We start from the raw sequence: 22,471 nt of genomic DNA, 5'->3' as shown, positions 1-22,471 counted from the left end.
TTCTAGGCTGGCGGTATGGGTTTGGCAGGGGGACTGTTGCCTGGGGTGGGGTAGAAAAGGGGGCCGTTTTCCTGTGTTCCTGGTGTTTTCAGTTGACGGTCGACCGTCGACCAGACATGATAGGGGGATGAAAACGAATACCGCTATCAAATCAGAGAGTAACGTTCCGTTTCGTAAGATTCAGAAGCAATCTGTCACGGAAGATGTGGAAAGTCAGTTGAGAGATGCGATCTTGACCGGTGTCCTGGCACCGGGGGAATCTCTGGCGGAAGCGCGTCTCGGGGCGCAGCTGGGCGTGAGTCGGGCTTCAATTCGTCAGGCCAAGTTCCAGTTGATGAACGAAGGCCTGCTGGAGTTCGATGAACGGGGGACGGCGACGGTCCGCAGACTGACATTATCGGATGCGCATGAGATCGTGGAGTTTCGGCAGGTGCTGGAACTGGCGGCGATCAGGCTGGCCTGTTCGCGTCTGACGAATGACACGCTGATTGCGCTGGAAGAAAACATCCGTCAGACCGAGCAGGAATCGAACCTGCTCAAGCTGACGTTTCTCGACATCGCCTTTCATGAAGCGATTATGCGGGCCTCCGGAAATTCGCGGCTCGTGGATGCGTGGCGCGGATTACGGCCGCAACTGGAGTTGTGGCTGGCGGGAGTGCATCGTCGTCACAGCGATGTGACGGCGCGGACCTGCGAAGAGACGGTTGCCAGTCACAAATTATTAATCTCGGCATTAAAAACGGGCGATCCGGATGTCGCAGAGAAAGCCATGTCGGAGCACACCTCTTCGTTACAGAACTGGCTGTTGCTGGAAGCCGAACGGGAACAGGAAGCTGAGGCCTGATTGTTTTTTCTTAGCAGTGACTCACGTTGAGGGGATTCCTTTGTTGATCGAATCAAAGATTAAACAATCCATGCGAGACGAAGTCGTTCCGGCGAATGCCGCTGGTCGACCCGGTATCAGGGGATTCCTGTTTGCCGGCTTCTGTCTGCTGACGTTCGCGCCCGTTTTCCCGGTGAGTGAAACAGCCTGGGCAGATGATCGTGCCGCGCTGGCATTGTTTGAAAATGAAGTTCGCCCACTGTTGATCGAACACTGCATTACGTGTCACGGGCCACAGAAGTCAGAAGCGGGTCTTCGACTGGATCAGAAGGCGACTATCCTCAAAGGGGGGGAGACCGGGCCAGCATTAATTCCAGGGAAACCGGATGCCAGTCTGCTGGTCCAGGCGCTGCGACATACTGACGGTCTGGAAATGCCTCCCGAGCAGAAACTGGAGGCGAATAAAATCGCTGCTGTGGTGCGCTGGGTCGAGAGCGGGGCGGTCTGGCCTCAGGGAACGAAGCTGGGGACCGGCCCCGAGTTGCGCAGCGGACCGATTACCGATAAAGAACGGAAGTTCTGGTCGTTTCAGCCGATCCGGGATCCTGCGCCGTCGCAGGTTGATGCTGCGTTACCGGTTTCGAATGAGATCGATCGATTTATCCACGCGAAACTGAAACAGGCAGGCCTGGCGATGCGTCCTGCGGCGGACAAACGAACCTTACTGCGGCGGGCGACGTTTGATCTGACGGGACTGCCGCCGACGCCTGCGGAAATGGAGTCGTTCCTGAAAGATGATTCTCCACAGGCCTTTGCGAAAGTTGTGGAACGCCTGCTCGCAAGTCGGGCGTATGGAGAACGCTGGGGAAGACACTGGCTGGATGTAGTGCGTTATGCGGATACAGCCGGTGAGACAGCCGATTACCCGGCACCGCTGGCTTTTAAATATCGCAACTGGGTGATTGATGCGATCAACGCCGATTTGCCCTACGATGAATTTGTACGTCAGCAGATTGCCGGTGACATTCTGGCCCGACAACTGCTGGAGAAGTCAGGCGAACCGCTGTCTGACGAGGCCGAGGCCCGTTACCGAAAGATGTGTGTGGCCACAGGTTTCATCGCCATCTCGCGGCGGTTTGGCTTTGATGTGGAGAATTACCACCATCTCACCATTCAGGATACGCTGGATACCATCGGCCAAGCCGTGCTGGGACTGTCGCTGGGGTGTGCCCGTTGTCATGATCACAAATATGATCCGGTCAATATGACGGACTATTATGGCTGGTACGGAATCTTTAACAGTAGCCGTTATTCATTTCCCGGTTCAGAGGAGAAGAAACGGCCTTACGATACGTTTCCTGCGCTCTCACCAGAATCAGAGGCCGAGAAGAAAACGCGATATGAGACTCAGTTGGCTGCGTTTGAAAAAGAGACCGCGAGGCTGACAACGGAGCTGAAAGGAGTGGAAACGCGAATCAGCGCCATTTTGCCTGCGAGTGAATTCTCTGGTTTTGAGAAAGAGCTGGTAGGGCGGTCTCCCATGAAGCCTTATGGCAGCCTGGGGTCGGCGGTGATCTCTGCCTCAGCACAAAGCCCGCGTGCTAATGTGTTTCCAGTGGGGACGCGCGGCGTCGCTTTTGCCGGTGACTCACAGAATAACGCGATTGTCCGCAAACTGGCCGTGGCCTACACCCCTGAGAGTGCGCCCGTGTTGTATTACAATCTCGATCTCCGCAATGTCGATGCGGCGGGAGCGGGGAACGGCGCCTATCGTCTCTATCTGGGACAGGGGCCCGGACATTCCGCTGCCGTCGAAATGGGAGTGAGTGCCACGACCTTCTTCGTTAAGAATCATGATCGTTACGAGCCGCTGTGCGAGGTGAAACAGGGGCAGTGGTACAATGTATGGGTCAAACTGGATTTACAGAAAAAAACCTGGTCTGGCGTTTTGTCTGGCGCCGGTCATGCGGTTCCCTTTGAAGGAAAAGGATTCACCACGGGCTGGAGCGGCGTGATTGATACAACGTTTGTGGATAAGTACGGACCGGGTTCGGGGGCCACACCGGCTCACGAAATTGATAATCTGGCGGTCAGTGTGCAGCCGCTGTTGCAGGCCGATGAATCGATCGAAAACGCAGAGTCACTGTCGGCTGAAATACGTCAGTTAGCAGCGACAGTGAAGCAACGCGGGGAACTCCAGCAGCAACTGGAGAAGTCGACTGCCGAGCGGGATGCCTTCCAGCAGGCTGGCCCCCTTTCGAACGTAGATCTGTATTACGGGGCCATTGACGGCGAGAAGCCGGCGGATGTGAATATTCAGATTCGCGGCAATCATGAAAAGCCTGGCGCGGTGGCGGTGCGGCGGAATCTCGAGATCCTGGGAGGGGAACCGCTCCCTCCGGCAGCCGGCAGCGGTCGTTTGCAACTGGCGACCTGGCTGACGGACGAGGAGAACCCCCTGTTTGCGCGGGTGATGGTGAATCGAATCTGGCAGCAGCATTTTGGACGCGGGCTGGTGGGCAGCGAAAACGATTTTGGAAACCGGGGCGAACTGCCCACACACCCTGACCTGCTCGACTGGCTGGCGAGTCGTTTTCGGGAGAGCCGCTGGTCGCTCAAGGCGATGCATCGACTGATGATGAACAGTGCGACCTATCAGCAGTCGAGTGGCTACGATGCCATGGCAGCCGAACGCGATCCAGACGCACGCCTGCTCTGGCGATTTAATCGACGTCGTCTGAGTGCTGAAGAGATCCGGGATGCGATGCTGCTGGTGAGTGGAAATCTGGATGCCACTCCCGGGGACGCCCATCCCTTCCCACCGGTGACAAACTGGAATTATACACAACACAATCCGTTCTACGCGGTTTATCCGACAAACCGCCGCAGTGTGTATTTGATGCAGCAGAGACTGAAGCGGCATCCATTCCTGGCACTGTTTGATGGAGCGGACACGAATGCCAGCACGGCACGTCGCGAATTGACCACTGTCCCCACACAGGCCCTGTACCTGATGAACAGTGAATTCGTGCATCAGCAATCGGAAGTTCTGGCCCGGCGACTGATGAAAGAAGCCCCTGATGCTGAGTCGCGAGTTGAGCTGGCCTGGCAGATCACGATGGGGCGTCCACCTGCTGCTGACCAACTCGCTGAAAATCGGGAGTTTCTCAAACAGTATGCGGCAGCGCTGGGTGAGAGCGGGGTGCCGCCGGAGTCACGCGAAGTGATGGCGTGGAGTGCATTGTCGAGAACGCTGCTGACGCGAAATGAATTTTTGTTTGTAGATTAATGGACGCGGTGGCCGTTTGTGAAATCAGGAAGAAAGTGTGAGTCATGACGAGTGAAACCAGCGAATCGTGGCAGAAGGCAATTCCAACACGCCGGGAGTTTTTGCAGCGTTTTGGCGGCGGGTTCGGTGCTTTGGCGTTGAGTTCCCTGCTGGCTGAAGAGCTGCCGGCAGCGGAGCAGAACGCCAGTCCGCTGGCGCCCCGGCAGCCGCACTTTCCACCACGGGCGAAGCGTGTGATTTTTCTGTATATGACCGGTGGGGTTTCCCACGTTGATTCTTTCGATCACAAGCCGGAGCTGATTGCGAACCACGGCAAGAAAATTACCGTGGATAACTGGCAGGGGAAGACGGGGGAATTTGCCCGTTACCTCAAGCGGCCCAACTGGGAGTTCCGGCCGGGGGGCGAGAGCGGTGTGCAGATCAGTGATCTGTTTCCTCACATTCGTGAGGTGGTCGACGATTTATGTGTGATTCGTTCGCTGAAGTCGGATCATACGAATCACTATGAGAGCACGCTGGGCATGCACTGCGGCTCGTGGACTTTTGCGCGGCCGAGCATCGGTTCCTGGATCAGCTATGGTTTGGGCACGGTCAACCGGAACCTGCCTTCGTTTGTGGTGATTGCACCACACGCGCCATATGCGGGAGCACAGACGTGGGGCAGCGATTTTCTGCCGGGCTGCCATCAGGGGATGCAGATGATTCCAGGCAATGATCCCATTCCGAACATTCACCGTCAGGTGGCGACTTCGAAGTTGCAGGAACTGGAACTGGAACAACTGGCCAGTGCCAACCGGAAGCATCTGGCGAATCGCCCTGCTGATAATGCACTGGAAGCGAGAATTCGCTCGTTCGAGACGGCGTTCGGCATGCAGCGCGAGGCGCCCGAAGCACTGGACCTGTCGGACGAAACGGCAGCGACTTTGAAAATGTACGGGCTGTCTGCAGGACAGAAGACCGGTTTTGGCTGGCAGTGCCTGGTTGCGCGGCGACTGGCCGAGCGCGGCGTGCGATTCATTGAACTGATTGATGTGGGGTCATCGAATAACTGGGACGCGCATGGAGATATGGCGACGCATGGACCGTTGGCCCAAAACGTGGATCAACCGATTGCTGCCTTGATCAGAGATCTCAAGCAGAGGGGCATGCTGGATGAGACCCTCGTCGTCTGGACGACGGAATTCGGACGGACTCCCTATCATGAAAAACCGGATCATGCGGGACGCGAACACCATCACCAGGTCTTTTCGTCCTGGATCGCCGGCGGCGGCATCAAGGGAGGGCTGGCTTATGGTGCCTCTGACGAGTTTGGAATCGATGTCGCGGAAGATCGCGTGCATGTGCATGATTTCCATGCGACGATTCTCCATCAGCTGGGAATCGACCACGAACGCCTCACGTTCCGCCATGCGGGCAGAGACTATCGTCTTACCGATGTGCACGGAGACGTTGTGCAGGATATTCTCGCCTGAGAGCCGTGGTGCTTTTTGAAGCTGATTTTCGAATAGAGGATCGTCAGCTCGCTTTCGAATTATCGCAGTTTGTAATACTTTTTCGGGGCCACCAGCATCAACAGTTTGGGGCCAATGATCAGGTACATAATTAGTGCGCCGACCAGGGCTGAGCCGGCGGCGACGGGCAGGCTGCTGTTTTTCAGGAACAGCGGTCCGATGATGGTGCCGGCGATCAGGCCGATCAGAGGGGAGATCCCGAGGTACCACCAGGTATAGATCGGGGGGACTTTGGTGCGGAGCCGTCTGCGGTAGTCATCCAGCTGCTCTCCGGTGTCGGCCCAGTGGAAGCTGCTCAACGCCCGAGGGCCGCCGCAGTGGGCGCAGACAGTGCCCAGGCAGAGATTGAAGGGGTTGCATAAGCCTTCGAAGTCGCCGCCATTGACCTGGGTCGACTGCTGGCATTTTTCATGGATGTAGACACGTCCTTCGCGCAGGGTATACGAAGCTTTCGCCATCGGGAGCTCACAGAATTCGTGTTGTCAAAGTGGATGGTCATCGGGCTGGAAGAGAGTACTGATGTCGCCCGATGAAACTGGTGTGCCTGCGGACCTTGATTGTAGTCTGCTGCGGGGACGATGTGCCAGTGTCTCTGCGCGTGAGTGGGTTGAAAAAACTTGTTTTCACGCGGTCAAACCTGCAAAATAAAGAGATCAGCAGTCAAAACAGGATGTGTGAATGTGAGCCTGATCAATGCAGAGGTGAACTCGTAACTGGTGCAGTATGCGTTATGAAAAAAATTACCTCTCCTTCTTTGCCGGTGGTTCTACTGGTCCTGTTACTGACGGGAGCTGTTTTCGGGCACTACATCAGTGACTGGTATGCGGATCAAGAGCTGGAACAGTATCGCCTGGCCAGGCATCATCTACGACAGATTCTGATTGGCGTTGAAAACTATTATGAGAAGTACCAGGCTGTGCCCTATCATCCGGCAGGTCCCGATCATGCCCTCTACCTGTTGAAAGATTACGTCGAGATCGAAAACTTTGTTGGTCTGGCTGGCGGGAGGGAAACAGTTCCACCCGCCTGGGATGATACAGAGAAAACAATTCTGAATTCAGGCTGGTACTATTGGAACACGGAAAACGCCGGCATTTATCAAAATCGCAGGATTCTGCTTGCCTCAAAATCAGCGACGCAGAGTTATCAAACTGTGTTGCTGGGATTTCGAGGTGGACTGACGATCGGTGAGGTATTCAACGGGCATCCCGGACGGAGTCTGCTGGGAAATTATTTCACCTCGGACGGTTTTTTCACCGCTTCAATGCCCTTGTTCATTCAATGGGAGGGCAAGTCCGTTCCCGATGGTGTCAGTGGAAGTTCTACCTCCCGGGACAGAAAACTACTCTCCATCAAGGCAGACGATGGTTCGATTCAAATCAACTATCACTATCGGGAGGGACGTCTCACAGAGCGCACGCTTAAATTTGGAAAGTATCAGATCAGCGAAGCGGTTCAGACAGACGAGTTCGGCCGGTTGACAAAAGTCGAAATCAGGCCCGACAACTGGCAAGAACTGTGGGAGGACTTTCTCGATCAAAGACTCGCGACTCAGTGAATGATCTGAGTCACCGCGCATGCAAAGGCCGATGATTCTTTCACCCGGTTAGAATCATCGGCCCTGCTGGTGGGTAGACTTATTATTTTGGCGTCGTGCTGCTCTCTGGTGTGGAGAGCACTGGCTGACGCTTATTCAGATGGTGGTCCGGCACAGCGGATCAGGTGGTCGTGGTCGATGTAAACCACTTCTTTGGTCTGATCGGTGTTCGAGAACGGAATCGGCCAGCCGGAACGGATTGTCTTGTCATAGTACACGGTGCACTTGTAGTGACAGTGGTGCTGACGAGCCGGTCCGACCATCGGGTAGAAGCGGCACTCGCCGATCCGGTCTACGATGGGTTCTACCACCATGCGGACGTTGTTGCGAGTGGTTTCTGCCAGGAACCAGACTCCGCCGCCGGTTTTGTCCGGCAGAGCACGAATCACTTCATCCGGGCTGGGAGGATCGAGACAGAACAGCGGTGCGTGTTCGCCTTCGACGGGATCCAGAATCGGTACTTTATTATACCGTTCTTCTTCCCAGTAGGTGTCTTCGACCAACTGTTGCCAGTAGGCGGTAACTGGGATTAAAGGAGTGGTCCGCCAGAAGACTGCCCCTGTGTAGGCCACGTCAGCAAAGCCTTTCACCAGCGTACAGCCACTGGTACCGATTGTTAACAAGCAGGCACAGCCCAAAAGCAAAGCACGGCTGAATTGCTTCCCGTTTTTGAACATCCTTCTTCCTCCGGGTGAATTGAACGAAGCGATTTGATGTGAGTTGACTTCGTGTTCAGTGTTAGTGAGCGATGAGCTCGATCAGTAGATGTCATGTTCTGCCGATTGGCTTCCTGCCAGATGCAGACAGACTATGACTTCCTATTCTTGTTATCGGACGGTGTGTCCGGGAACCTTGTGAAAATTTACCGGTTTTGACGATTTCGCGGATAAAAACCGCTGTAGTGCCCTGGCGGAGCCGTGTTCAGACTGTGTTCATGTCACAGTGCCAGAAAAAATGCCTTCCAGAAAACGATTTCCGGAAGGCATTTGTATGGTCTGGTCAAACTGATGAGTGACTTACCAGTTCTTGGGATTCATGAACCACCACCAGCGGTCGGTGCGAGGGCGGAAGTTCAGTTTCCATGAGCCATCATCCCATTCGAGCTGAGCCTGACGCCATCCCAGTGGAACCTGAGGATAGGGGTAGAAGGGCCCGATGTAAGGGAAGGCACTGGCTGAATACTGGCTGGGATAAGCTACCTGAGCGTAGTTCGGGTAGTTTGCATAGGTTGGCCAGGCAGTTTCAGGCAGGTGCGGGCTGTTGTAAACATTGTTTGCGACCGGGCCCATACCAGGCTGGGGTGACATCATGGGAGCACCACCAGGACCAGGATTTGGAGCCTGATAATTCATGTAGTTCGTGGGTTGAATCATCGATGTCTGGGGAGCAGAAGCCTGCACCTGCAGACGGTTTTCCACGGCTCTGACACCCGGCACGCTCTGGGCAATCTGGGATGCCATCTGTTTTTCCCGGGGAGATCCGATGGATCCCTGCAGGATGGCGGTGCCGTTCTTGAAGCGGATTTCCACTTCGTGGGCTGAGGCCAGGGCAGGTCCCAGTGCTTTGGCCAGTTGTTCTGCCATCTGCTGGTTACTCACACCGGCACTGCGAGGAGCAGGAGCCTGATGGGAGATGGTCTGCACGTTAGAACGACGGTTTTCCACGGACTGTTCAAACTGAGCCTGTTGCAGTGATCCTTTGAGGAAGGGATCTGCTGAGGCAGAAGCCTGGACAACGTCGTCGGCTCTGCGGAAAGGATTGAGGCTCGATTTCTTCGTCTCAGGAGCCGGTGCAGCAGCCGTTCTACGGGCGTCAGCGGTCACGATCAGACGGTTGTCGACGCGAGAGACGCCGTTAACCCGTGAGATCAGTGCAGTCGCCTGAGCTTTTTGAGCCGCAGTCGGGATTATACCGCTCAGGACTGCAACTCCTTTGTTGTATTCGATTTCCATGTTGTAACCGGTTAACCGGGCTTTTCGCAGAACGTCGGCAATGTCATTGGCGACTTTCTGATTGTTGGAAATTTTGCCCGGGACAGCGGTCGAACTAGACTGTTCAGATTTCTTCGTGAAGAAATCCAAGGGTCCGGCCATTGTGATACCGGGAGTCACCGCCATGATCCCCAGCGTCAAGACCCACTTACGATACCGTTTCATGAACAACTCCGTTCCCAATTGTAGAGAGATAATTGATTTCGTCCATAACATCAGAAGCTCTATCTATCGTCTGGTTCGCACTGTGAGTCATTCCTGCTGCGCAAACGAAACAATGAGATCGATATTCTGATTGATCGGTAATCTGGGTCCGGTTAAATAAGTTATTCTGATTATTTCGATGAAATTGGTTAAATGTTCTCGGGTTCTCTGTGTTTTATTGTTTGTAAGTGTTTGAAATGTAAGGGGATAGTGCTATTTTTCTGAATATGGTTGGATTTGGGAAAATGCGTTCCTGTAGGCCAGCACTGTATCAGGCAGGTCATTCGGGAGCGCAGAGACTGGTACGGGGCCTGGAGTGAGGGGCAGATCCAGGGGTGGGAGAGTCAGGTCCGTGGATTATGTGGTTTCAAAATGAAAAAAATGCGTTCTTCATCCTCTGAGGACTTGTCTATCCATAGTCATTCCAGAAATGAATTGTTATGCTTAGCTTCCAAGGTGTTCCCATTTCAACATATAAATAGAGTTTAATTTTACCAAAGAATCAACAATGGCTCGAAAGTCTCCCAGTCGTCTGGAAATGCGCCGTCAGGCAGAAGCGGCCGAAGCGGAAGAAAAATCATCTCCCAAAAAGAAAGCCACCAAAAAGAAAAAGAAGGCTACTCGGAAGAAGAAGGCTGCGAAAGCCGATGTCCGTCGTCGTCTGGTCTGGGGGGTCTTTACAGGGAGTATGAAGGAAGAGTCACGTTTCCCTTACGATCAGCGGGAGGCAGCGGAAGAGCGGATTGAGCAGCTGCGTGCCAAGAATGCCAAGAAACTGTATTTCATTCAACCGGTCAAAGAGCCCGTCGACGGCGAAACCGTCGTTGCCAAAGTGCCCGTCGATGACGCGGCCGACCTGGACGATGAAGAGTTGGTGACCAATGACGATACAGACGATGATGACACCGACTCCACAGATGATACCGACGATCTGGATGATGTTGATCTGGACGACAGCGATGATGGAGACGACGTAGATGGTGACAGCGATGATGATCTCGACGAAGATCTGGACTGATTTCCGGTTTCCCGCAGTCCCATGAACCGATTACAATAGTCCCCACAGCTCAAGTGAGAGTTGTGGGGATTTTTTTTATGTCTGTACGCATTTGGTCCAGAGGTCAGGTTACTTGAGAAACGCTGTCGCCAATTAGACTGTGCCCAGTTTTACTGTAGCGTCTCCAGGACCATTTGGACCGAGTATATTAAATTGAGAAATGCTATGTTTCAATGCGATGCGCTTTAGAAAGAATCGGATGATGCTCACCCGAAGACGATCCTGGCTGACAATGCGAAACGCTGTTCTGGGAGCCAGTCTGTGCCTCTTGAGGCTGCTGTCTGGCTGCGCCGAGCAACCGGTCCCGGCGGTAGAAACCGAATCCCCACAGCAGCAACAGGCAACTGCAGTGCAGGAAAAGGAGGTCTGGCAGGTGATCTACGTCAACGATCAACGGATCGGATATGCCCGTTCCCAGACCCAACGGGAAGGCCAGGGAGAGAGCCAGATCGTTCAACAGCAGAGCGATTCTTATCTGAAACTGAAGCGGTTCGGCCAGGATTTGAACCTGGAAACGCATCTGCAGACCAAAGAGACTCCCGGCGGCGAATTGCTGTCTTACATGTTTGAAATGCAGAATCCCCCTGCGGGGGCGACTGTGTCTGAGGGTGAGATCCGCGACGGGACACTGCAGATCAAAACCAAAGTTGCTAATCAGGTGAAACAGTCACAGTTGAAATGGGAGTCAACGTTTCATTCTCCCAGCTATATAGAGCAGTTTTTCCAGCAGCATCCAATGCAGCCGGGAGAGGAGCAGTCATTTTCGATGCTGCTGCCAGAATACAATAAAGTCACCAGAGTCGATCTCAAAGCCCGTGAGTATAAACAGACGGAATTATACGGCGGAGCTCAGGCAGAATGCCTGCATGTGGAGATGAACCAGTCGCTGTTGCCGGGGATGACGATCGATTTATATGTCACGCGGGAGGGGAAGATTCCCAAGACGGTGGCCGACTTTCTGGGGTCGGCAATGATTACCTACACGGTCAGTAAAGAGGTGGCTTTAGAAGCGTTGTCCGGCAAGGAGCTGGATCTGGCGGTACAGACGCTGATCAAGGTCAAGCCGATACCCGGTGCCCATCAGACGGAGAAGGTGGTCTACGAGATTACGCTGGCGGATGGCGATCCAACTTCCGTGCTGCCGGAGAGTGAGACCCAGGAAGTGAAAAAGCTGGACGTCCATCGAGCCCGGCTCACCGTACGCAAGGCAGCGGCCCCGCAGGCGTTTCCTGAAGCAAAAGTGGATGCGGAATATCTGCAGCCCACCCAGTTTCTCCAGTCTGACGATCCACGCGTGATCGAACATGCAAAGCAGGCGGTGCAGTCAGAGACCAACCCCTGGAAGCAGGCGGTGTTGATGGAAAAATATGTGCGCGAGCATCTGCGGAAGAAGAACTTTTCGACGGCACTGGCCTCTGCCGCGGAAGTGGCGAAGAATATGGAAGGGGATTGTACGGAACATGCCGTCCTGCTGGCAGCGATGCTGCGAGCCATGAAGCTGCCTTCGCGGGTCGCGGTCGGTCTGGTCTATATTCAGAGCCGGGCCAGCTTCGGCGGGCATATGTGGACCGAAGTCTATCTGGATGGTCGCTGGATTCCCCTGGACGCGACTCTGGGTCAAGGGGGGATTGGTGCAGGCCATATCAAACTGGCTGATTCCAGTCTGTCAGAGAATGCCCCGGCTCCGCTGGCGATCTTTTTACCTATCTTGCAGGCAGTGGGTAAACTCTCGATTGAAGTCGTTGAGACCACTCCCGGTACGACCCGCTGAGTAGAGACGCACCCACAAATCGCATTGTAAGAGTTACATTGGGAAGGAAAAACGCAGGTTTTCCTTTTGCAATTCTTGCAATTTCTGTTGAGTGGAAAAATCCAGTGAAAAAGCGGCCCGATTAATCGCCCTGCAATTCAGGGGTTTGTGGGGAGAATCAACAATATTTGGAATTGTCTCTGCGGTTTTGGCACGGATGCTGCATTATGTCTGCTGTGGGTAAAGAGAGAGACCCATGGAATTTTGAAGAGTTGAGAGACTTCAAAATTCACGAGAGAAGAGAGAGACAATCCCACCGACCCGTGGAGGCGGGTCTGCCCACCCTGGGCCACTCCAAAACATCATCCCCATCTTAGAGCCGAGAGGATTCCCGTGTCCTCTCGGCCCTTTCTTTTTTATAGACACGGAAATCGCTGGCCGAGGGAATCAGACGTCATCGGGCATCGAAGGGAGTTCCCATTCTTCGCCATGTTCGTCTTCGTTTTTCCTGAGTGCGTTGAGGGCGGCCCGTTGTTCGGCTTCTTTCTTGGTAGAACCCCAGGCAGGTTCGTACTGGATCTCGCCGATGATGGCGGTCACTTTGAAAAACTTGGAATGATCGGGGCCTTTTTCGTCGACCAGTTCGTAGATGGGCGTCTGAGAAAACTTCTTTTGTGAGTATTGCTGCAGCAGGCTCTTGTAATTGAATCCATGCACGGAGCGGGAGGCTTTCGAATTTTCGCGCTCGATCAGGGGATCCAGAAACTGGTGCACCGGTTCCATACCGCCATCCAGGTAGATGCCGGCGATGATGGCTTCGAACATGCCAGCCAGCAGCGATTCCGGGAGCGTCTCGGTCATTGCGAGGCCTTTGCCGACGAAGATGAACCGGTCGAGGTCTTTTTCCCGTGCGAGTCGCGTGCAGGTGTTGCGGCTGACTACGGCCGATTTGATGCGGGTGAGTTCTCCTTCCGGCGAATTCGGAAACTGATGGAACAGTTTCTCGCACACCAGCGAACCCAGAATTGCGTCGCCCAGGAATTCGAGGCGTTCATTGGAATCCATGCGGGTTTTGGCGGCAGAAGTATGAGTCAGACAGCATTTCAGCAGTTCGATGTCAGCAAATGCATAACCCAGATTGTGTTGACACTCCTCAAGGAGTTGGTCGATCTCTGCGGGATTGAGATCGTACAGCATGCGCGCCTCCTGTGAATTGCTGGCTTTGAGGAATATCAGGTTGTCAATCATTTCCAGAATCAGATGGGGCCCGCGGAAATCTGAAATGATCTTCCCTAAGTGGTGATATATATTAACATTAGCATAGAAATGAAGAAAATATAAAAATCAGGGATTCGCGGAATTGGTTGAAAAATATTCAGGTTTTCAGGTGTTTTCCTGCCAGGGCAGACCTGATTCAGCGACTGTGTGATGCCGCAAACTGAAATTTTTTTTCAAGCTGTCCCAACAGATTTCCCGCATCGACTCGTAATATAGACAGTCCAACCGCTTGATGAAACGAGTGAAAACTTGAGGTTGTGCACACGACCCGGTCAATGTTGTCCCTCCCGGCCAGCAGCGATCTCCGCCATTTTCCGCCAATTGTTTATTTTTTCCGTGTTCAGGATTTGAGTCAGTTTTCTCATTCAATCCGCATGAAGATGGCCCAAGGCATATCTGAAAGCCATTTCATTTTAGGAGGGTAGTATTAATGAAAGCGTTAACAGGAAATCGAAACTGGATGTTCGCTATTATTGGTAGCGCATGTCTGGTCGGTGCAGCAGTGGGAATGGCCCAGAAGGATGTCTCTTCTGACGTGCCTGTCGCTGCCAACGTTCATGAGTTGTCGAACGTCTTCCGCCAGGTCAGTAAGCGGGCGATGCCTTCGATCGTGTCGATAGAGACTGTCAGCAAAACGTCCCAGGTGGCAGATCAAAAGGTGATGCCGTTTGGTGACAATTCACCATTCAAAGATCTGTTTGAAAATGATCCCCGTTTCAAAGACATGTTGAAGCAGCAGCAGGGTCAGCCCCGTCGTGCTCCCCGTCGGATGGGAACCGGTTCCGGGTTCATTATCAATAAATCCGGTCTGATTATGACCAACTCCCACGTAGTGAATGGGGCCGATGTTGTTAAAGTGGTCCTGAATGACGGCCGTGAATTCACCGCGACCGACATTAAGACAGACCCCCGTTCTGATGTGGCAGTGATTAAGATCGATGCTCCTGATCTGGTTGCGATTCCGCTGGGCGACAGCTCCAAGATGGAAATCGGTGACTGGGTACTGGCAATCGGTAACCCGTTTGGGATCGGGATGAGTGTGACCAACGGTATCATCAGTGCTAAAGGTCGTGGTCCCGGGATCAATGATCGCGAAGACTACCTGCAGACAGACGCTGCCATCAACCCTGGTAACAGTGGTGGTCCGTTGTTGAACCTGCGTGGTGAAGTGATCGGTATCAATACCGCCATCTCCAGCCGCAGCGGTGGATACGATGGTGTCGGATTTGCGATTCCTGTAAATATGGCTCGCTGGGTCTCTGGAGAACTGATCCATCATGGTAAGGTGAAACGTTCCTTCCTGGGCGTAGGCATCCAGCCGATCAGCAATGATCTCTCCAAGTCCTTCGATATCAAAGTCGGACAGGGCGCTATCATCACTCAGGTGATGGAAGGTTCTCCTGCTGCTAAAGCAGACTTGAAGACAGGTGATATCATCCTGAAGTTTGCAGGGAAAGAAGTCTCCGGTCCTCGGAATCTGCAGGGTATCGTAGAAATGCTGGAAGTCGGTGACTCCTACACGATGGAACTGCTGCGGGATGGCAAGCACATCAACAAGCAGGTCACAATGCAGGAAATGCCGAACAGCTTCTCAGTAGCCAAAAATGAGTCTCCCCTGGATGACTCCAGCAAAAAGAAGCAGAAGACCAGCGTTAACGATCTGAAGATTGAAGTTCAGGCCCTGACTAAAGACCTGGCCAGTCAGCTGGGCTACTCGGACGACGTTCACGGGGTGGTGATCACCTCAGTCGAGCCTGGTAGTGCTGCAGAGGAAGCCGGTCTGATGAAAGGCATGATTATTGAAAAGATTGGGACAACTGAAGTGTCTACCATGGATCAGTTCAATCTTGGATTGAAAGAAGCAAAGGACAAAGACAGCGTTCTGCTGCTGGTCCGGAACCACAGTGGTGCCCGCTTCATTGTGGTCCAGAAGTAGTTTTCAGGATTGTACTCTCCTGAAAGGGGTGACTGGTACAAGTCTCTGAGAGACGAGGCTTGTGCCAGCACCAGCAGCGGAAAGAGTCGTCCTCATTGATAATTCCTCACCGCATCGTATGCGGTTCCGCGTTACGTCTCGGTAGTATTCTTGGAGTACTGCCGAGGCGTTTTTTATTGCGCGGTCAGTCCGGACAATTGTCTGATTCAGCTGGTGGGCAGTGCTGCCTTGCTTTCCGTAGGGACTTCTTTCTGAATCTGATCGCTGTTGAAGACGACATCAATCAGCGTCGTCACGCCGCGCTGCGATTTGGGGTTGTAGCCTTTACGGATCTGCACCCGCCAGACCAACTCGCCGGTAAGGGAATCAATCCCTTGTTCATTCGTGGCGATATAGGTTTCAAAACTTTCCCCTGGCGCGAGCTTCTGTGGTGTCGTCTCGCGATTGATGTTCTGACCTTTGAGATTCCATTCCCAGGAAGGGGGCATGTCGTACACGAGGACCCGCTCGCCGTCCGGTTTCTGCTGATCGAGGCGGCAGACAAAGTTATTGGCCCGCAGGGAGTCGGGGGTCTTGCCGGGGACGCGGGAGAGCAGCAGTTTCTGATCTAAAGGTTCGAAGGTCTGATCGTCCGACATGTTTTCGAATTTGAGATAGAGTTTTAAGACGTCGCCCGCAGTATGCTCGCGGGTTTTGCTCGCATCGCCGGTGTAGTGTTCGAATTCCAGCGGTCCGCGGGTCACACGGAGCGGGGTGACCATGACATTGCCAAAGCGTCTTCCCGGACCACCCAGCTGCAGGGTATGACCGGGCGGGAGTTCCGCATTTTCCGGAACCAGTTGCAAGGCAATCTCATCATTCTTAATCGGAGGTTTCAGGTCGGGCAGGCTTTCCAACTGATGGGGATCACCCTGGTACTTTGCATAGAGCAGCATGGCGACCATGATGGTGGCGGCGATCGCGTATGTCAGCGTCAGGGTGAACAGTTTTTTGGGGACGACTTTTTCTTTACGGTAGCTTTGCGGTGCAGGAGCTGCCGGTTCCGGGGTCGCAGGGGTGGACTCGGCAGTCTCGGCCGCTTCCGCTTCAGCCTCAGTCGACTCAGTCTCGGCAGTGGTGGTTTCTGCAGGAGTGGTCGCTTCGCTGCTGGTCTCCTCGGGCGTGGCTGCTGCTTCGGTTGCTTCCGATTCGGAGGTTTCAGCAGCTGAGGTTTCGACCTCTGTGGTCGACTCAGCTTCCGTTTCGGCCACCGTTTCTTCTGTGGCCTCTGATTCCTCGGTGTCAGCTCCGTCGCCACCGGGGAGAAATGCGAAGTTGTTTGCGGGCGGGGCAGTTTCCTCCGGTGTTGACTCACCAGCGTTGCCGCCTGGGAGGAAGGAGAATGGGGAAGCGGCTTCTGATTCCGCGGGAGTCGCCTCAGTGTCGGTCTCTTCAACTGCTGCTGCAGCTTCCTCTGTTGTTGCTTCCGCAGTTTCAGACGGCGTCTCTTCTACTTGTTCTTCTGTGGCTTCTGGTTCGGTTACCTCTGCCGGTTCTTTGTCAGCAGTTTCGTTTGAGCCACCGGGCAGGAAATCGAATTTAGGTGTTTCACGCGTCTCAGTTCTGGGAGGCTGATTACCTTCCGAAAGGAACGCGAAGGGAGAGGCTTCTTCGGTATCGGCATCTGCTGCTTCTACGGTGGCTTCCTCAGCAGGTGGTGCCGCAGCTTCCGTCGGTGTCTCTTCGGCTGGTTCGTCTGTGACCTCTGGTTCGGTTACCTCTGCTGATTCGTTTTCGGCAGATTCGTTTTCGGCAGATTCGCTTGAACCACCGGGGAGGAAATCGAATTTGGGTGTTTCGCGTGTTTCGGCTTTCGGGGCCTGATGACCCCCGGGAAGAAAGTCAAAGGGGGAGGCTGCTTTCGTTTCTTCGCCCGTTTCAGTGGTCGCTGCTTCAGCCTCAGGGGACTCAGCTGATTCTGGTGTGGCCTCTGGCTCCTCGTCTGTTTCCATGGAGACCAGGAGAGCCTCACTCGTTTCAGGATCGATCTGCAGATGTACCTGACAGAGCGGGCAGGCGACGACTTCGCCGGCTTCTTCGATTTGGATGGAACCTCCACAGGCGGGGCAGGCAACTTCAATACTCATCCATTTCTCCGATTGATGATAGACGCGTTGATGATATCTCGGGCATGGGCAGGACTGGCGGTAGTGAGGTCATCACCAGAAATTTCTGGCGGGCAGACGTATGTGATCTGGTGACGGGTATGAGCACTCAGAGGAGATCCTGCGATAACTGTCTCCAGTCTATTCTGTCCTGAGTCTGGTACCGAAGCAAGTTTGATTGCCAGTCAAAGGGGACAAAAGATAAAACAGGCACGCTTGTCCATTTCTGGATCTGTTCGGCATTGGAGAGGCGGGATTCATCACTGAGTTCAGGATCGACGTCGTTCAGGATCAGTCCGGCGATGGTCAGGCCGCGCTGCTGGAGGACTTCGATGGTGAGCAGGCTGTGATTGATGGTTCCCAGGCCGGCCCGGGCCACAATCAGCAGTGGATATTGCAGCTTCTCAGCAAAATCCACGATCAACTGCTGAGAAGAGAGGGGGCACAGAACGCCACCGACGCCTTCGACAATCAGAAATTCCACCTGGGATTCCCACCAGCGAACTCCTTCGAGGAGCAGGGTTTCGTCGATCTGCCGCCCCTCTTTTTCCGCGGCGACCGGAGGTGCGAGCGGGGCGTGAAACGTCTGCGGGCAGATCCGTTCGGTCGGAAGTTCAGTCGCACCAATAGCCTGCCGCAGGAGTTCGACATCTTGCCAGCAGGGTTGCCCCGTCGATTCGTCTGCCACACTCCCACTGCACGCCGGTTTATAAACGCCGGTGCGGACCCCTTCAGCGGTCAACTGCCGCGCGATGGCGGCGGAGACAAAGGTTTTACCGACATCCGTATCGGTTCCTACGACCATGAATCCGGGGATCTGTAATGGAAATACGTCCACAATCTGTTTCCTGCAGAGGCGGGCTACTTGTCAGTTTTAGGGGAACTACTGCCGGTCGCTGCTTGCGATCCGCCCTGTTTCGCTTTTATGATTATAGTGTAACGAATGCAAACCGCAGGGGGGGCCCGGTCGGAAATTCAGGCTGATTTGTGTGAGTCCCCCTGACGGGAAGAAACGAATATTCAGTGCTTCTTAATTCTAGATCGTGTTATGAAACGGAAAAAAAGTTCTTCAGGTGGCGCCAGTCTCGATTCGCTGCTGGATACGATGACGAATGTGGTCGGGATTCTGGTCATTATGCTGACGGTGACCCAGCTGGGTGTGGGTGAAGCGGTGGAACGCATTAAAGGGGCGGTCACCGAGGAAGCGATGGAAGAGTCGCAGAAAGAGGTGAAGGAACTCAACGCGAAGCTGGATCTGGAAAAAGAACAGCTGGAAATGATCAAAAAGCTGACGGAGCAGAAAGATAACGTCAACATCGAAGAACAGCAGGCCCTGGCTGAGAAGCTGAAAAAGGAGCTGGAGAAATTAAAAGAGATACGGGTTGATATCGAGAAGCTCAAAAAATCGATCGCCGAACGGGATAAGCAAGTGCAGACGATCGAAAAGTCGATTGTCACCAAGGAGAAAGAGCTGGCGGACATCAAAGCCAAACTGGCGAAAACGCCGGATCCGGGACCGACTCCGAACGCGAAGATTGTGAATCTGCCGAACCCTCGCGATGCCCCCAAAGGGGCCAAGCCCGTCGATTATATCTGCCGACATGGCCGTATCTTACGTGTGGATATCCCACTGCTGCAGCAACTGGCGTATCAGGCGATTGCCCAGAGCCGGATGGTGACTGCGCCCGAGCAGGCGGTCGACTGCGACAAGCTTGAGAAACTGTTCGAGAACAAGAACGTAGGTAACCGGGACTGGCGGATCAAGCTCAAGGCAGTGGGGGGCGTGCCCTACCTGAACCTGGAATTGCGCGAAGGCCGGGGAGACACTGCGGAACGGCTGTCGAAGTCGACGTCGCTGTTTCGTCAGGAGATCCGCAAGATTAACCCGCAGCTGTTTTATCTGAACTTCCGGGTCTGGGCTGACAGCTATGATACTTACCTGGTTGCGCGAAGCTATGCCGATCAGCGGGACCTGATGGCTGGCTGGACCGCCCTGGATCCGAATTCCGACTTTCGCGTGCCCCTGGGCGGGAATTTGAAACTGACCTGTGAAGGTTACAAGCCACCGCCGTCGCAGCCCAAAGCGCCGGAGCCCGATCTGCCACCTCCCACCAAGCGGGATTTGCCCGGCAGCAAGATCGACTGAGTCCTGCTCAGCAACCTGTCAGATTCTGTAGAGATTCTCACCTGCGTCGGGTGAACGGACTGGAACCGGTAGTCGAATATGCGGTCATTCCTCCAGCCAGGGGATGATTGTAAATCGGACTGAGGTGTTTCCTTTGTTGACAAGGATCTACAAAACCACTGACGGGAAAATTCTACTCTGTTTGCCTGTTTTGTTGCCAGGACTGGCTTTGAGAGACGCTCTATTTTAACTATCCGTTACAGAGTCTGGGGTGGCAGGGAGCGAAAACCATCAATGGATTTTGATCACAGAGTAACTGGAATGTTTTCTTATGCTGTCCTCGGCTGACGGTCGATTCAGTGTTGTGTAGCCCTGAAAAACAGGGTTCTGAGGAATCATCAAGTTCCTGTCTCAACATGAGGTTGAAAAGTCTGTGGTCGTAGAATCTTCCCCCCAGTATTCTCTGGAAATTGTCAAAGGGAAAACTCGGTTTCCCGTCCGGCCTCTGCAGGGGGACCGTCTGACGATTGGTGCAGGCACCTGCTGTGGTCTGCAGATTTCCGGTCAGTCCATGCCGATCCTGCATACGGTGATCCACATCGAAGCGGGTGAAGTCGCGATCGAGGCGATTGCTCCTCAACCCAGACTATTACTGAATGGGATTCCGCATCACACGTCGGTACTGTCTGACGGCGATGTGATTACGATCGGCCCCATTGAATTCGTGTTTCGACAGGTATCTTCCCAGTCAGCCATGAGCATTTCCCGCGCAGGATTATCTGGCTCGCCTTCAGAGACGAGCGCTCCCATCACCCCAGATAAAAGAGATCACTCAATGACGAATGAAACAAGTCTCAAGGAACTGTCCGCTTCTGAACTGGTCGACCTGATCGAGCAGGATTTTCAGATGATCGAACAGTACGAATCCCGGAGAGAGCAGGGGGCCGCTGCCCTGTTGTCGCGGGTCAATCAACTGAAAGATGAGCAGGAGCTTGAGCAGGATAACCTGTCTGTCGAAGAGCAGTCGAGCTTAATGGCCGATCTCGAAACGATGATGGAAGAACTGACGAAGTTCTCTGCCGAGCTGCAGCAGCGAGCCGATCAACTGACCAGTCGCGAGCGTCAGTACGAAGCAGCTGCCGCCTCCCTGCTGGAAACACAGGAAAAGCTGTCCTCCCAACTGGACCAGACCCTGGATCACGTCGGTTCGCTCCGCCACGATCAGGAGGAGGATGGTGGATCACAACGGGCCATCGCCTGAGGAAACACGTTTATTGCGATTAAATCCTGTGTGCAGTCCAGTGATCTGGCTCACACAGGATTTTTTCATGCGCTGAGTGTGACAGCAGCGAGACATAAAAAAAGACCGTGCGGTAGCACGGTCTTTGTCAGTTCAGACTATGATCAATCTCCGGAAAAGCGAGGCTCAGGAAGCTTCGCGGAACCGCAGTGACGGTTTTTCGATGGTGACGATCGTATTGGGCAGTACGCTCTTCATCAGCGAGACACTGGCGCCAATCACGGAGTCGTGACCGATGACGGTATCGCCACCCAGGATGGTGGCATTCGCGTAGATGACCACGCCCCGTTCGATGGTGGGATGACGCTTCTGTTCGCGGATGATGCGGCCTTCCGAGTCTTTGGGAAAGCTGAGAGCCCCCAGGGTGACCCCCTGGTAGACCTTCACATTTTCGGCGATTTCACAGGTCTCTCCAATCACGACCCCGGTTCCGTGGTCAATGAAGAAGGAGTGGCCAATAGTCGCACCGGGGTGAATGTCGATCCCGGTCTGCGAGTGTGCCCACTCCGAGAGCATCCGGGGGATAATGGGTACCTCCAGCTTATAAAGTTCATGAGCGAGCCGATAAACGGTGATCGCTTCCAGGCCGGGGTAGCAGAAAATGATTTCGTCGAAGCAGGTCGCTGCCGGGTCGCCGTCGAGGGCCGCCTGGACATCGGTGGCCAGGGCGCGACGGATTTCCGGAATGGTTTCCAGGAACTGGATGGTTTTCTTCTGACCTTCCGCTTCGAAGTCGATCTGCTGCAGTTTTTCGCAGTCGGCTCCATGTTTCTGCACGTGCTGGTGCCGCATCGCCCGACCGATCTGCACGGTGAGAATGTCATGCAGGGAATCGATGATGTTACCCACGTGGTAAGTCACGTTGCTCATGTGCAGGTTCTGGCGACGGCTGTAGCCGGGGAAGATGATGTCTTTCAGTTCCTGGGCGGCTTCAATGACCGCGTCCTGACTGGGCAGGGGACAGTGTCCCAGATGGTGCACGGTGCCAATCTCGTGGTAGGTTTCCACGATCCGGTCGGTTAATTCAGGGAGACGTTCTTTTTGCCGAAAATCCGTAGCCATTTGAATTTTCCTGCCTGTGTATGAGTATCGATTGGATGTGGGATGTCTGATCTCAATCCCCGCTGATCAGGACACACCATGATCGGTAAAAGTTCTTTAATTTGCCTTAAGTGACAGGCACCATTCCTGAATTTTATGCTCGCCGGCGAAACGACGACAAGTAGACAGAGGAAAAAATGCCGCTTAGTCTCAAATCGGCGTCCGGCTCGGGTGAAATTGAGTATTTCTTACAATCCCTATATCCAGATCAGCTAATCCTGATGCTTTGACGGAATTCCCTCCCAGTCAGGCACAAGGTCATTTCTTTTCGCGCGGCCGATGATTCGGAAACACTTTCCTGTAAGTGATTCCTGTGCAACACGATAGAGCGTCGTTTTTGTCAGTTTACCCAATCTGAACTCAGG

At 54.0% G+C, this 22,471-nt stretch carries 16 protein-coding genes; 9 read left to right on the top strand and 7 right to left on the bottom strand.

What is annotated here, in order from left to right; genetic code table 11:
* Nucleotides 1-127 precede the first annotated feature (127 nt).
* The 3 genes from Enr10x_RS27035 (at nt 128) to Enr10x_RS27025 (ending at nt 5,584) form a co-directional block, all read left to right on the top strand.
* Nucleotides 128-844 (top strand): GntR family transcriptional regulator, encoded by a 717-nt coding sequence (locus tag Enr10x_RS27035; RefSeq protein ID WP_145452133.1) that lies wholly within the window; start codon nt 128-130, stop codon nt 842-844.
* Nucleotides 845-914: 70 nt separating this feature from the next.
* Complete coding sequence (locus tag Enr10x_RS27030) at nt 915-4,112, top strand: PSD1 and planctomycete cytochrome C domain-containing protein (protein ID WP_197997390.1); 3,198 nt, start codon at nt 915-917, stop codon at nt 4,110-4,112.
* 44 nt (nt 4,113-4,156) lie between these two features.
* Nucleotides 4,157-5,584 (top strand): DUF1501 domain-containing protein, encoded by a 1,428-nt coding sequence (locus Enr10x_RS27025; protein ID WP_145452129.1) that lies wholly within the window; start codon nt 4,157-4,159, stop codon nt 5,582-5,584.
* A gap of 59 nt (nt 5,585-5,643) precedes the next feature.
* On the opposite strand, the gene Enr10x_RS27020 is transcribed toward Enr10x_RS27025, so the two are convergent.
* Entirely contained in the window at nt 5,644-6,081 is a 438-nt protein-coding gene (locus Enr10x_RS27020; protein WP_145452127.1) for a SoxR reducing system RseC family protein, read from the bottom strand.
* A gap of 272 nt (nt 6,082-6,353) precedes the next feature.
* On the opposite strand from Enr10x_RS27020, the gene Enr10x_RS27015 reads away from it, so the two are divergent.
* Nucleotides 6,354-7,181, top strand: a complete 828-nt coding sequence (locus Enr10x_RS27015; protein WP_145452125.1) for a hypothetical protein — start codon at nt 6,354-6,356, stop codon at nt 7,179-7,181.
* 131 nt (nt 7,182-7,312) lie between these two features.
* Here Enr10x_RS27015 and Enr10x_RS27010 read toward each other — a convergent pair whose 3' ends face one another.
* Together Enr10x_RS27010 and Enr10x_RS27005 are read right to left on the bottom strand one after the other, a co-directional pair.
* Nucleotides 7,313-7,897: a hypothetical protein gene (locus Enr10x_RS27010; RefSeq protein ID WP_145452123.1), complete on the bottom strand. Its 585-nt coding sequence runs from the start codon at nt 7,895-7,897 to the stop codon at nt 7,313-7,315.
* Nucleotides 7,898-8,236: 339 nt separating this feature from the next.
* Nucleotides 8,237-9,376, bottom strand: coding sequence for a BON domain-containing protein (locus tag Enr10x_RS27005; protein WP_197997389.1), 1,140 nt, complete (start codon nt 9,374-9,376; stop codon nt 8,237-8,239).
* A gap of 547 nt (nt 9,377-9,923) precedes the next feature.
* Between Enr10x_RS27005 and Enr10x_RS30100 the strand changes: the two genes are divergently transcribed.
* Nucleotides 9,924-10,433, top strand: coding sequence for a hypothetical protein (locus Enr10x_RS30100; RefSeq protein ID WP_197997388.1), 510 nt, complete (start codon nt 9,924-9,926; stop codon nt 10,431-10,433).
* A gap of 271 nt (nt 10,434-10,704) precedes the next feature.
* Entirely contained in the window at nt 10,705-12,243 is a 1,539-nt protein-coding gene (locus tag Enr10x_RS26995) for a transglutaminase-like domain-containing protein (RefSeq protein ID WP_197997387.1), read from the top strand.
* Nucleotides 12,244-12,669: 426 nt separating this feature from the next.
* Here Enr10x_RS26995 and rnc read toward each other — a convergent pair whose 3' ends face one another.
* Nucleotides 12,670-13,419 (bottom strand): ribonuclease III, encoded by a 750-nt coding sequence (gene rnc, locus Enr10x_RS26990; protein WP_145114819.1) that lies wholly within the window; start codon nt 13,417-13,419, stop codon nt 12,670-12,672.
* 541 nt (nt 13,420-13,960) lie between these two features.
* On the opposite strand from rnc, the gene Enr10x_RS26985 reads away from it, so the two are divergent.
* Nucleotides 13,961-15,436 carry a Do family serine endopeptidase gene (locus Enr10x_RS26985; protein WP_232093151.1) on the top strand — a complete coding sequence of 492 codons (1,476 nt, stop codon included), beginning with the start codon at nt 13,961-13,963 and terminating at the stop codon, nt 15,434-15,436.
* 206 nt (nt 15,437-15,642) lie between these two features.
* On the opposite strand, the gene Enr10x_RS26980 is transcribed toward Enr10x_RS26985, so the two are convergent.
* Nucleotides 15,643-17,562 (bottom strand): prolipoprotein diacylglyceryl transferase, encoded by a 1,920-nt coding sequence (locus tag Enr10x_RS26980; RefSeq protein WP_145452116.1) that lies wholly within the window; start codon nt 17,560-17,562, stop codon nt 15,643-15,645.
* Between the two features lie 127 nt (nt 17,563-17,689).
* Nucleotides 17,690-18,418, bottom strand: coding sequence for a dethiobiotin synthase (bioD, locus tag Enr10x_RS26975; protein WP_145452114.1), 729 nt, complete (start codon nt 18,416-18,418; stop codon nt 17,690-17,692).
* Between the two features lie 210 nt (nt 18,419-18,628).
* Between bioD and Enr10x_RS26970 the strand changes: the two genes are divergently transcribed.
* Together Enr10x_RS26970 and Enr10x_RS26965 are read left to right on the top strand one after the other, a co-directional pair.
* Nucleotides 18,629-19,726, top strand: coding sequence for a hypothetical protein (locus Enr10x_RS26970; protein WP_145452112.1), 1,098 nt, complete (start codon nt 18,629-18,631; stop codon nt 19,724-19,726).
* 412 nt (nt 19,727-20,138) lie between these two features.
* The gene (locus tag Enr10x_RS26965) at nt 20,139-20,966 is read left to right on the top strand and encodes an FHA domain-containing protein (protein ID WP_145114809.1); all 828 of its coding nucleotides are present in this window, start codon (nt 20,139-20,141) and stop codon (nt 20,964-20,966) included.
* A gap of 165 nt (nt 20,967-21,131) precedes the next feature.
* Here Enr10x_RS26965 and Enr10x_RS26960 read toward each other — a convergent pair whose 3' ends face one another.
* Nucleotides 21,132-22,067 carry a serine O-acetyltransferase gene (locus Enr10x_RS26960; RefSeq protein WP_145452110.1) on the bottom strand — a complete coding sequence of 312 codons (936 nt, stop codon included), beginning with the start codon at nt 22,065-22,067 and terminating at the stop codon, nt 21,132-21,134.
* Nucleotides 22,068-22,471 lie beyond the last annotated feature (404 nt).

This window comes from Gimesia panareensis, assembly GCF_007748155.1.
GTDB lineage: Bacteria > Planctomycetota > Planctomycetia > Planctomycetales > Planctomycetaceae > Gimesia > Gimesia panareensis.
This window is presented reverse-complemented; position numbering and strand designations above follow the sequence as displayed.